Origin of the sequence: Sphingomonas sp. DBB INV C78, from assembly GCF_042693015.1 — a bacterium.
Taxonomy (GTDB): Bacteria; Pseudomonadota; Alphaproteobacteria; order Sphingomonadales; family Sphingomonadaceae; genus Sphingomonas_E.
On the sequence record NZ_CP170544.1, the window covers coordinates 2,432,148 to 2,444,602 of the forward strand.

Genomic DNA, 12,455 nt, shown 5'->3' on the forward strand with positions numbered 1-12,455 from the left:
GCGCCGATCGTCCAGCCGATCTGGCCACGGCGACCTGTCGCACCGGTTGTGTCCGTGATAAAATCGGCAGGGCAAAAACCTTGCCCTGAGGAGTTACCGACGCCGTCCAAGGTAAGTGTTATCGCGGATGGCGGTGGGTAGGTAATCGCATGGGGTCGAAATGCCTGCAGAATTTTGGGGAACGTTATCCGTTCGGGATCACCTTAACGCGCAGGCCCTTGTGGCCGACCTTTTGCTTTACGACCGCCTGGTTTTTCCTACATTTTCGGGACACGGTGAGCGAACACGTTGGCGAAGGGAGGGATGGGCGCCCGAACTCCAGGAAGGGCTTATCGAACAACTCGGCCCGGAAGTCGCTATACGAGCCGAGTGGGACGAACAGCGCCAACGACAATATCGAGATTGGCGAAGCGCACGGAAGGAGATCGCCGAAGATCCGTGGCAGTCGACCCGGCGAATTCTCGCGATGGATCAGGATTTACAGACACCAGAGAGCGTCACGGTGCGCGCGATTGCTGCGTATCACGACGCAGACGAAGCGCAGCAGGATTTCGAGCTGACGATCCCGCAGCCTGATAATATTGCGCTGGGCCAGCTGGCATTCGTCGTCAGCCGCGAACTGTTGATACCGATCATCCAATCGTCAAACGATGATGAGGATCTGGTCCTGCGTGCGCGAGACCTGTCGCTTGATCCGATATTCCGCGCGAAGCGAGCGGCCTTCTACGCATGGATGGAGGACGGCGTCGACCGCATTGCCAAAGGTCGGGCAAGCTCAGGCGATCTCGTTGCTGACCTGCGCCGGCAAGCTGACGAACTCAACCAGCCCATTCGGACCTATTTTGCGCAGCGCGGGAAAGTCGTGGCGACGCGGGCCGTCTTCACCTTGGTTGGCATTGCGATGCCATTCGCGCTTGGAATCAACCCCGCCACCCTGCTGGCCGCTATACCGGGCGCTTATGAGCTCGTGCGGTTCGGTGCTGAGCACCTTATCGATGCACGCACGGGCGAACGGGCTGAGGCCGCCGCCATGATCGCTGCCGCAAAGCCACTTGGGAAAGGGGTGATGGGGCTCCGAAATTGATCGCTTGAGGCTGGTAGTTGGAAATACCGAGGGCTGAGCCGCGATAGGACTGCTGATCCGTCGCTTGGCGCCGACTTTGCGGTCGTACAAGGTTGTTGCGGCGACGCCTGATAGTTGCCGTACAATCACCAAGCGCACGTTCGGAGAACGAAACTGATCTACCGCGCTTCGGAGGGGTGGCATCGAGGGCGATAATCGAGCGGCGCGCCGGCTGGTATGAGGGGTTCGCCCTCGACGCTCGTTGATGACTACAAGCACGCAGGCTTCCTTGAACGTGTCGCTCCTGCGGACACTGCGACATCATGCTGCGCACCGTAGCCTTTGGAATCACCCGGCGCCGCTTGCTCGGCCCCAATCGAACATCCGAAGATGTGACTTTGCCACGCGACACTCTGCAAATTGCATTTGACTTCGCTCCGCGATCACTGGCTCAATCTCATTCCAGAGCAAGGTCGCTGCACAACAGTCCGGGTGAAATCGTTCTTAAGAACGGCTTGAAAGCCAGGCGTCAGCAATACGGGTCGATCAATGTGGTTCGCCGGTGTGCAGCACTGGTGAATTGCGATTCGGGGCAGAGTTGGTGTGGGGGCAGAATTGGACCAGGACCGGAAAACCGACATTGTGCCGGAGGGTGGATCACCGGCCACTAAAGCCCCAGAGCACTCTCTGGGGTCGCCGGAAGCTTCGGACACGGACGCGCCGTCGCCAGTGCAGGCGGAGCCAAATGCAGAGGCTGGCGTGCCGGCCGATGCTCAAGTGGCCGGCGAAGTCGGAGCGAGCGACCAGGGACCACTCGTCAATACCGAAGGAGATCCTTTCAAAAAGCTCTGCGCCGCTGAGCGCAAGGGGATCGACGCTCGACGCAGCAAATTTGAAGAAGCGATCAGCGTCGATGAACCCGTCACCGGTCTGGCCTTGTCGGGAGGCGGCATTCGAAGCGCCACGTTCAGCCTGGGGATCTTGCAGGCGCTAAGCGGCTACGGCCTGATCCCGCGGATCGACTATCTGTCGACGGTCTCGGGCGGCAGCTATATTGGCAGCTTCTTCGGCGCCCTGTTCGTGCCTGAGACCCATCGCGGCAATGGCGAACTGTCCGGCAAGGCGCTCGCCTTCGACTCAACGAAGCCTTTGCAGAGCGAAGCCGGACGCGAAGCGGTTCGGCGTCTGCGGGAAGCTGGACGCTATCTGACGCCGGGTGGTACCAGTGACGCATTCTTCGGGGCCGCGCTGGTGCTCAGGAACTGGGCCGCTGTCCATTTCGTATTCGGCATGGTCGCGTTGCTCCTGTTCTGGTCGCTGCGGCTTGCCGACCAGTGGCTTGGTGCCAAACCGGGCGATTGGAGCCCTACGCTTCTGAGAGTTACCCTGTTTGCCGCCGGCGCCGTTCTGGCCGCTGGAACCTCCTATTGGTTGACCCGTCGCGAGTGGATTCCCGGTAACCGTTTCTGGCGTGCGGTCTCCAATGGGTTCTTCTGGGCAATTGTCGCCGCCGTGCTCTATTTCAGCGTCGCATGGTGGAAGCAGTGTTTGATGGACTGGCTGCCGCTTTTTCCCGGCGGCGGCCGGCTTGCCGATACTCTCCACGGGCTCGGCGCCTGGACTTTTCCTGCAGGTTTCCTGCCAGGGTTCATTGCCAGCGTATTAGGGCTGGCATTGCTCCTCTATGTTGGAATGGAGTTCTGGCATGGAGGCGTCGAGCATAGGCCCGTTTCCGATGAGGCCGACAACAAGACGCGCAAAGCTAAACGCGCGAAGGATCTCAGAAATCCCCAATATCTGATTGCGGCAGAAGATCGCGTGCGGACGGCGCTGAGCAACGGGATGACAAGGGCTCTAATGGCGCTTGTCGCCATTGCGGCACTTCTTGTGGTCGTCCGATTTGGCGACCTTGTCGAACACCGGCTGCGTCAGGCATTCACGACATGGGGAAGTGGTGGTCCGACATTGCCAGACCTTGCAAAACTCTGGCCCCTGCTTGCAACATTCATTCCCCCGGTCATGAGCTATCTGGCCAGCACCCGGCTCAAGTCAGGATCGGGTCAGGTCGGCAACAATTGGCTCGAACAACGGCTACCGACAATCGTCGGCATCGCCGGCTTGAGCCTCCTGGTCCTGTGGCTCGTTATCTGGAGCGCCGTTGCGGCCTGGGCGTTCGTCGCGTTGAATGCCGCGGGCATCAAGGCCGTGACGATATTTGGTAGTCAATGGAGCCCGGCCTGCGTCGTGGTTTTACCCCTGGTTCTCGCGAACCTGATACTGGGGATGTCCTTCTCGTTCATAAACCTCTCGTCGCTTTCCACATTCTATGCAGCTCGCCTTCGCCGCGCCTATGTCGGCGCGTCCAGTGCCGGGCGCGACACTGGATCGGTTCGCAGCGACAATCCTCAGGACACAATCCGGCTCGATCGCTATTATTCGGGCGGCGCAAGGAGCCTGGCCCCCCTGCATTTGATCAACGTCACCATTGCCGAGACCATGACGGGCGATTCCAACCTGGTAGCGCGCGATCGGAAGGGCAAGCCGATGCATCTGTCACCGCGGGGGATCGTCTACGAGGGTTCGCATCCTGGAACGGCCATGGTCGGCGAGGCAGGCTCCTTTCCCCTGGCATTCGGAGAGGAACTGCCGCTGGCCAATTGGGTAGCGATCTCCGGCGCCGCGGTTTCAGCCGCGATTGGTTCAGGCACTTCGCTCGGCACGTCGATCCTGGCAACGCTCGGCAATGTTCGGCTTGGCTATTGGTGGAAGGACACGCGGGCAAGAAAGCGTCCGTCGTTGTGGCAACGTGCCCGTGATTTCATTGCCGCAATGAGGAAGCTCCTGGGCGATCGAGCCACCGCGCGCGCCTCGGTGATGGGGTGGCTCGACGCGTTGCCGGTTAATCTGCGCGACTTTGTCCAGAATTACCTCCTGCTTGAACTGCGAGGCGCCTTTGCCGGCACGCGACGCAGACGCTGGTACCTGACCGATGGTGGGCATTTCGAGAATACGGGCGCTTATGCACTGCTTCAACGGCGGGTTGCCTTCATCATCATCTGCGACAATGGCGCGGACCCGCAGTACGAAATGTCCGACATGGTCCGGTTGATGGGTCGAGCCCGCACCGATCTCGGCGCGAAGATCCATTTCCTTTCGACGGCCGAGATCAGGGACAAACTCAAGGAGAATACGGACCTCATAGGTCTGATCGGCGAATTCAGCGCGCTGTCGAAATCTGCCGAAGAAGGCGCCCCCGGCCCCGTCGCCGCCATCGCCCGGATCGATTATGACGACGGCTCGATCGGCACGCTCCTCCTGGTAAAACCCAGGTTGACGCTGGCCGAACCGCCCGAGATCCTCGCTTACAGGGAGGGCCGTGGTCATCGGGACTTTCCGCAGCAAACGACGGCAGACCAGTTCTTCGACGAGGCGCAATGGGAAGCCTATCGCAGGCTTGGCGAGCTGACCGGCGAGAAACTCTTCGGCCCCGCCCCCGCCGAAGCCAGACGTGGCTGGCGGCCGGCCTCGATGATGCCCTGAGGAGATCGGGATGCAGACCGAATTCCAGATCATGCTGGACCAGTTGGGCGTCGCGTTCGGCGAACGGACCGAAGCGGTCTACAGGCGAAAATTTGGTACTGACTGGCGGGAAGAGGAACATGTGACGGGGCCGCTTCTGGCACTCGTCGAAAGTGAAGCGGAACGCTTCGCCGCGGGCAGGCCTGATCTTGGACTGTCCCTGACCGCCAAGCTCACCAAGCGGCTGGACGAGAATGAGAATGGCACGGATGCGCTCATCCGCTTCACCTGTGACGCGGAAGAATGGCAGTTGCAGACCTTCCTGCTTCTCCAGGCCAAGCGGCAGGATCCCGGAAAGCCTCTGTCGTCGAGCGACCATGCCCGGCTCCGGCGCCAGCTCGATAACATGCTGAGCTACACACCCGAGAGCTTCGTGCTCATCTACACTTCGGGCGGCCGGATGTTGCTTGTCCCGGCGCTCGCGGCGCACGGTCTCCGGTCGCGCGATCTGTCCCACGTCAATGCGATCGAATGGCCGCGTTTCTGGTCCGGCCTCCTGCGTGGGCGGTGCGGTGATCCTGTTTCCGAACGTGTGCCTGGTGGAGGTGGCGACTGGAGTCCGGCATTTGAACTCAGTGTTCACGCGACACTCAACCGCGAACTGCCGCTGACGACCGCCCTCGAGAGGATGTGATGGAGCGGCTCCGCCGTCCACCGGGACGGCATGACGATGGGGAGCATCGCTAACGGCCCGATGGCAACGAGAAGGGAAGAGGAGAGGACCGCGGATGGCCAAGGATAGAGGGTTCTATGAAGCGCTAAATCCCTTTATATCGTTGACCCTTGCCAAGACCGATCAGGTCGCGCCCGGCGAGCGGCTGGAACGTTGCCTCAAGGACCTCGAGACGGCCTGTGGGAACGAAAAGACTTCAACCGCCACCGATTTCACGCGCTTCGAGGCGGAAAAGGCGGGTGGAACAACCTTCCAGGCGATGTGCTACAAGCGGACGTTGCAGCCTTCCTGGACCAGTGGCGGCGGCTTTGAGAATGTCGAGCATCATCTGGCGATCGCTATTGCCCGCAATAACCACGTCGCCTTGCATCTGACCGATCCGAAGCTGAAAGGGCCTCTACGGGCCGGGTTGCTCGCAGACTATGATCCCGACATCCCGCTTTCCTGGCTATCGCCTGTTCCCCGGCTGCTGATGTCGGCTGCCTTTCTGGAGAATGGCCAGGCGAAGACCTTGTGGCTGTCGGGCATTCACCGGCGAAGCGCCAGCAAGGCGGACGCAAAGATCCTCGCGGGACAGGATCTCGATTATTCGCTGGATCCCTTCGATGATCAAAGCTTCTACTGGTCAGCCGCGCGGTCGCGCAGCGCGGCGCTTGAAATCACAATCGGCGTGTCGCCACGTTCTTCGCGGATCTGGGTCGGCAAGGCGAAGAAATTCGAAGCTTTTGCGAACTCGACGGCCATCGTCATCGATTCCGTAGCCAAAGCGAAGGTGAAGGCAGAAGCATCCGAACCCTTCCGCTTCCTGGCCGTCCCTCTCGAGGCTCTCAACCCGGAAGACGTCAAGGATGGCTATGACCTTTCGATCCTGCCGCCGGACATGCTGGACGACGGCGACGATGATGCAGACATCGTCAACCGGAACGCTGCGCTCATCCTGTCTGCCAACTTTATCGCTGATCCGTCTGCAGGTGCCAATCTGGCGGTCACTATCGAACTGAATTCGGTGGCGCTTGGAACACTGGATCTTGAGGTCACCATCGCGCGCAACGGCAAGACCAAATTCAAGGTCGACAATCGTAAACCGACCGGAGTTGACGACCCGGTCTTCGAGAGGCTGACAGAGATCCTGGCCAAGGGTGCAGGCATCAACATCCGCTATGACAGCGGCCACAGCATCTCGGATGGCCAGGTTTACAAGCAGCGCGCTCCACGCATCCCGTTTACGCAATTCGCCGACCAGGACTTCACCGGCTTCAACGTGAAGAAGGAAAAGCCGGACAATCTCGCCAAAATAGGCGGGGAAAATAGCCTTTTCTGCTGGGTTCAGAAGACTCATGGGGGCTGGCTTGCCTGCGATGACGGCGCCAATGAGAAGGCCGACTTCATCCATCTGGACGACAGTGGAAAGGTCCCCGTTCTTTCGCTGATCCACGTCAAGGGCGCCAAAAGCGACAAGCCCGGTCGTCGACTATCGGTGTCGGCTTATGAGGTGGTGACCGGCCAGGCTGTCAAAAATCTTCAATGGCTCGACAAACAGGCCCTCGCGGAGGGCCTTTCCAGATCAGCGCGAAGCGCGAACTACTTCTGGAAGGATGGGAAGACCGTCGCCAAGGACGATTTTGTCGCAGCGATCGAGAAGCTTGGTGATAATTTCGAGCGACGGGTCGTGGTGCTGCAGCCCCACGTCAGAACGGCGGCAAAAGACCAGGCGGAGGCAGCTAAAACCGGCGTCAATCGTCTGCGGGTCGACCAGCTGAACACCTTGCTCGCAAGTGCATGGCGAAGTTGCAACGGCCTTGGCGCCAAGTTTGAAGTAATCTGGTCAACTTGAGAAATTGGGGTTGAGGGCAAGGCTGGAAACCTGACCATTTCTGCTACCGTCGGGGATCGATTAATCCGCAAGGGAGTCATTCACATGACGGACTCTTCGAAAGTCACTCCGGAAAGATCAATGGGGCAGCTTTCCAGGCTGGATGAAGAGAAATCCGGGAATTCACCGTCGGCGAAGCCTCTATTTTTTCTCGGAATGGCCTTTGCCGTCGCGGGCCTGACGGTATCGGCCATCATGATTGAACGCGGTGGAGCTGACGCGAGAGAAGCCGTCAAACTCCTACTCCAGTTTTTCCTGATCACAGGTGTCGGCGCAGTGCTGGTCGCGGCGCTCGCTTTCCGACGGGATAACGAATCCCTCCAAGAACAACGCCGCAAGGACGCAGAGACGAAGCGGCTTGCCTGCATCAAGGCATTGCAGGACCTCGATGCGCAGCTTGGGCGGTCCTATCGTGAACTTAAGGCCGTCAAACGCAACTTGCGCGCCCTGCTGATCGACGCGGAGCGGGACGCGAAGGGGCGTGCGGGACCACCCTATCTTTTTCCGACTGAGGGTTTTCGTAAATGCATGGCGGAATTGATGACCGCGCAAATTCGTCTTGAGGACATCAGGGGCGTGATCCAGGTCCAAAAGGACCTGCTCGATGACGACACGATTGACCGGCTGCGGGATCGCCTGCGCTATGCGACCCGCTTCTTCCATGACGTTCATGAGGATGTGGAGCGCGGGAAGGTGGCGTTTGACGGCAGCTCCTGCCGAGTTACCGCTCAGGCGGCTAATATCGACAGCCTGCTTAACAGCCGTGCCCTCCCTTCCGACCTGCCGGAAGAGGTAAAGGGGGCGATCAAGCAATATCTCAAAGACGTCTCCAAGGGTGGTATTTCGCTCGAAGTGCAGCACCGCCAGTTGGAAGAAATCGAGAGGCTGCGCAACGAGACCGACCCGAAGCATAGGCGGTTCAGAGCGATCGCGGACGATTGCTTCGCCCTCGCCGCCGCTGAGATCCAGTTGGAGATCGCAAGACGCCTGGGATTGAAGCTCTCAACGCCTCGCGACCTGACCCACAGGAGCTACGATAGCGAAGAAGAAGACGGTGGGACAATTGGGCGTTAGTGCGACGGACACAACGTCGGCGTTTCTGTCTCAGTCGATAACGGGACGCCGACAGCCGCCATCGGCGTTCCCAGGTCACCGTTGGGCTGGAGACTGAAGCCGCCGACATTGCCGACGTTCGGAGGGATAGGCCGGCCCCTTGGTACCGGCCATTCGTTCATCCAGATTTTTGCACGAAAGTTATCGCCGTCACGTCGTCGCTAGCGCTTGACCCCGCCCATGGAATGCGAACCGGTGCCAGACGAGACAGTGCAAATGATGAGATGAAACCACGATGCCGTGATGTGGATCGCAACCCGCTGATGTCGGGACCGGAAGACCCGGACTTGATTTGAGACGGGCGCAGCACTGGGAGGATCGCACAGTTAGTAGCACAGCAAGCCATCGAAGAAGCAATCGCTGTACGCAGCTGATGGTGCCGCGCGATGACGGTCCGAGACCGCGAAATCAACTGCTTGTATGGCAGTATAAGAATCTGGAAAATAGGTAGGAATCAGGTGAACTCCCTACGCATTCGGAGAATTTTGACGTGAACACAGAAACCAAAGATGTGTTGGGTCGCATGGTCAATCTATCCGGCCTTATCGAAACGGCCTTGGTTGCGCATGCCCGTCGTCAAAGCGAAATCACTGAAAAACTGAAACTATTTGGCGGAGAAAAAGAGGGCAGGGTATGGCAAGGGAGCAATTACCCTATTGAGGCCATTCGTGAGCCGCTCTTGGAAGCAGAGCGAATGTTAACGCAAATCTATGGTCTGGATGGGGCCGATGAGGAGGCCTTAGCAGCCATTTCATCCAGTCCTTTTCTGACCGGTCTGGGCGAGCGTTACGGGGAAGCTCTACGTTTGGCTGCAATTGAGCGAAGATGCTGGCGAATGAATGCGTCGTGGAGCTATGTTGACCTCGTCGAGTACTCGCCACTAATCGACCGATCCGACACGCCGATCCTTTTTCTGGTGGTAAGACTACCGCTCGGTAAGCCGCACAAGGGGCATAGGGTCGAAGCTGAGGAGCACAACCTGAGCGGCTATCATCTGCATTATGCTCGATTAGACGGCATGCGCTCAGATATTTTGTTTGCGTTCGGCAGTAACCCGCCTGAGCCGGAGTTTCCCGTGAAGTGGGAACGGCATGGTAGCGGAAAGGCACGCTACTTTCCTCAGCCGGAGACCTGGAACCGGAAAAAGCGACTTAACGTCAATCAGGTCTGTTTAGCCGCGCGAAACAAGCTTCCAAGCGATGCACGTTTCTTCATCCCCGGCAAAGAGTCTCTTTTCCTCCTGCCAATGATTTAGGCTTTCAGTAGCGGACAAGCCGGGGACACATTCAGATATCCGTCCACTTCGCGGTGATTCGGCAGTTTGAGGCTAGTTTCGAAAGCGACCATCTATTCACCAGAAACTGCTGATCCGCGACCGACCGGGATCACAACCTCGAGCAACTGGCGATTATGTTAATGAAGGCGGGGAAAGCCGCCCATCAGCTTATCGGGTAGCAACTTGTATGGGCCGACGTTGATTTTCCAATCTGCACATCCATCCCATCAGCGTATTCCGACCGATCTTCCCAACGTGAGCCGTTCGCGGTTAAACGGCCGCTAGCTCGCAAGGGGAACGATCTGCATGTCTCAATATAACGTGATTGTTGGCTTCTTCGATTACAGCGGGACCTCGACGGTGTCTGGAAGCCGTTTTTACCTTCCGAAGAGCATGGCCGAATATGAAGGGCAGACACCCGCGGGCGGCTCATTGAAGGCACTTTGTACGTCCATACCTACAGTTTTCACCGAGGAGATCGGGTATAATAAGGTGCCGATGGCGCGGATTGGTTGGATCACCAACATAAGCCAGAGCGGGCGCGACCTGAACGTGTCGTACAGTCTTCCGTCAGGGATCACGCCCATTGCCGCCGATCGAATGGCAGCTGCTATCGGCCTAAGCAACTTTCCGTCTCGCGGAATCGGGGACATGCAACACAGCCACTGGACGATAGGCGAGGGTGATTTGCTCCATATCCTCCAACAGGCCGGCGCATTGGAGACCACCCAATCATCGGTGTTCCTAAAAGCCCCCGAGAGGATGCAGTCCAACTTGGTTTCGGTAATGATGCCTTTTAGCCAGGAGTTTACGCCCGTCTATAATGCTATCAAAGATGCCGTGGAATCTATTGGCTATCAGTGCAGCCGGGCCGATAACATCTGGGAGCATAGCACGGTCATTCAGGACATTTATTCGCTGATCTTCCAGTCTAAGGTGGTGATCTGCGATTTCAGCGGGAAGAATGCCAACGTCTTTTATGAAGCGGGTATCGCTCACACGCTCGGGCGACACGTGATTCCGATTGTTCAGCACCCCAGCGACGTTCCCTTTGATTTGCAGCACCACCGATATGTGCAGTACCTTAACAATAAGGAGGGACTCGAAAAGCTAGCAGCTGATCTAAGTCCACGGCTTCAGACACTCATGAAGGTCTAGCCGATTCTGCCGGATCTCCGGTTTTTTGACGAAAATTCGCCTAGTGCCCATTCATCCTGACCTTGAAGGTGGCATTAAGCCGACAAAAGCAACATTCAATCCGAGCGCGCCTCCCGACACTTACCCTCCGTCATCAAGCCGCCGCAGTGGAGGCGGTGCGATATTTCCCATGCTCTCATGGTCTGAGACATCATCCACCAAATAGTGGCTCCGGATTGCAGTGCTTCATGGGCGCGATGCGACCTGCCCAACCCCCGCGATGCTTCCGATGCTCATTCCGGGGTAAACGCCTCGCCAGAGCCGTTCGCCGTTCAAGGCGCTCACCCTTTCCTTGAACACCTGGGGACTCACCGCGCCAAAGAGTTTCTGACTGACGAGGGCGAAGAATTGCGCGCTTTCCATCCTTGCAAACAATTCCAGCGCCGACCCCCAGCCTCCCGTATAGATCAGCGTGTGCGGGAACCACGAATAATATTTACTCTCCTCGCTGACGGGTCGCCTGATAAACAATAGCAGGTCGGCTTCCATCATCCGCACGAATGATGGCGATCCTGATTGATAATGCTGGTGGACGAAATCGGCCTGCCAATCCGCGCGGTTCTGATTGAGGCGCCGATTGCGGTATTCAAGCACCTCGGCGTACTGGGAAAAATCTCCAAAATCTTTGGTGCTTCGCCCGTGTCCGCCGCTTGGATCATCATAATAATAGGGGTGATCCAAGGCTCGCGCGATAAGGTCGAGTTGGCGTTCGGCAAGCAAGGTCGCGATAACGCCAAGGAACGCTTCATAGGCCATGATCTTGTTCGCGTCGAAGGTCGCGGGGGTCCATGCTGTCGTTCCTCGCGCGCGATCCGTCGTGGACAGCACCAGCTCCAGAATCGCCAGTATTTCGTCGAATGCCTGGGGCGTTGTCCTGGCGATTGATCGCGTTAGTTCGTGAACCTGTTTGACATAGGGCCGCATAGCGTTGGCGGCATTCACCACGGCTTCATCGATCGGAACATCGTTCTGGCCGCTTGAGCCTGGCGGACGTAGCCCAATCAACTGCTCGATGAGCCCTTCGCCAAAGTCCCGAACAAGACTTGCCGCTCCCGGCACTCCGCGGTCGAGCGCTTCCTTGGCGCGACGAAATCGCGACTGCGTCGCGAGGGGCTTTGCGTCACCACTCGTCAAAAAAGCGGGCGTCTTCCCGAGTTTGGGCCGCGTGTGTAGCGGTGCGTCATTGAGCCAGCGGATTAGCTCCTCATAGGCTTCCTCTTCTCGCTCGGGGTCGCTGAAATCGATGAAAATGCGGCCACCATAGAAGGTCGGCACATAGGCATTCCCCTCATCATCAACCTCGGTAACGAGGGCGGCATACTTGCCCTGGTCGGTCATCCGATAGATTTCCGGCGTGAGAATCTGCGTCTCGGTTCCGACGCCGCCCGCGCGACCGTCGGCCTTCTCCTTGTAGACCCGATCGCAGACGATCATCACTTTGGTTACTTCGGGGTTCGTGATCGACTGCTCCATGAAGTGGATTGGATCATGACCCGGTTTGAGGTCCCATTCGTCTAGAATGATGTAAACGCCGTCCTCGGTCAGCCGCTCGGCCAACCGCCTCACCCAGGCTTTATGCTCCGGCGTGGACCAAGAATATGAGATGAACGCCTTGCGATTGGCCTCTGCTCGTTCGGACAAGCATTCCTCCCTTTAGATACCACTACATAGATATGGTCGT

8 protein-coding genes are annotated in these 12,455 nt (G+C 58.3%); 7 read left to right on the forward strand and 1 reads right to left on the reverse strand.

Annotation, left to right across the window (positions count from 1 at the left end; translation table 11 throughout):
• Window positions 1-220: 220 nt before the first annotated feature.
• The 7 genes from ACFB49_RS11505 (at window position 221) to ACFB49_RS11535 (ending at window position 10,735) form a co-directional block, all read left to right on the forward strand.
• Complete coding sequence (locus ACFB49_RS11505) at window positions 221-1,084, forward strand: hypothetical protein (RefSeq protein ID WP_380879543.1); 864 nt, start codon at window positions 221-223, stop codon at window positions 1,082-1,084.
• Window positions 1,085-1,822: 738 nt separating this feature from the next.
• Complete coding sequence (locus ACFB49_RS11510; RefSeq protein ID WP_380879545.1) at window positions 1,823-4,603, forward strand: patatin-like phospholipase family protein; 2,781 nt, start codon at window positions 1,823-1,825, stop codon at window positions 4,601-4,603.
• A gap of 10 nt (window positions 4,604-4,613) precedes the next feature.
• Window positions 4,614-5,276 (forward strand): hypothetical protein, encoded by a 663-nt coding sequence (locus ACFB49_RS11515; RefSeq protein ID WP_380879547.1) that lies wholly within the window; start codon window positions 4,614-4,616, stop codon window positions 5,274-5,276.
• Window positions 5,277-5,370: 94 nt separating this feature from the next.
• The gene (locus ACFB49_RS11520) at window positions 5,371-7,149 is read left to right on the forward strand and encodes a hypothetical protein (protein WP_380879549.1); all 1,779 of its coding nucleotides are present in this window, start codon (window positions 5,371-5,373) and stop codon (window positions 7,147-7,149) included.
• A 120-nt stretch (window positions 7,150-7,269) separates the two neighbouring features.
• Complete coding sequence (locus ACFB49_RS11525) at window positions 7,270-8,262, forward strand: hypothetical protein (protein WP_380879551.1); 993 nt, start codon at window positions 7,270-7,272, stop codon at window positions 8,260-8,262.
• Between the two features lie 529 nt (window positions 8,263-8,791).
• The gene (locus ACFB49_RS11530; RefSeq protein WP_380879553.1) at window positions 8,792-9,556 is read left to right on the forward strand and encodes a hypothetical protein; all 765 of its coding nucleotides are present in this window, start codon (window positions 8,792-8,794) and stop codon (window positions 9,554-9,556) included.
• A 327-nt stretch (window positions 9,557-9,883) separates the two neighbouring features.
• Complete coding sequence (locus ACFB49_RS11535) at window positions 9,884-10,735, forward strand: hypothetical protein (RefSeq protein ID WP_380879555.1); 852 nt, start codon at window positions 9,884-9,886, stop codon at window positions 10,733-10,735.
• Between the two features lie 225 nt (window positions 10,736-10,960).
• On the opposite strand, the gene ACFB49_RS11540 is transcribed toward ACFB49_RS11535, so the two are convergent.
• On the reverse strand, window positions 10,961-12,415 hold the full coding sequence (locus ACFB49_RS11540; RefSeq protein ID WP_380879557.1) for a TIR domain-containing protein: 1,455 nt from the start codon (window positions 12,413-12,415) through the stop codon (window positions 10,961-10,963).
• Between the last annotated feature and the right edge of the window lie 40 nt (window positions 12,416-12,455).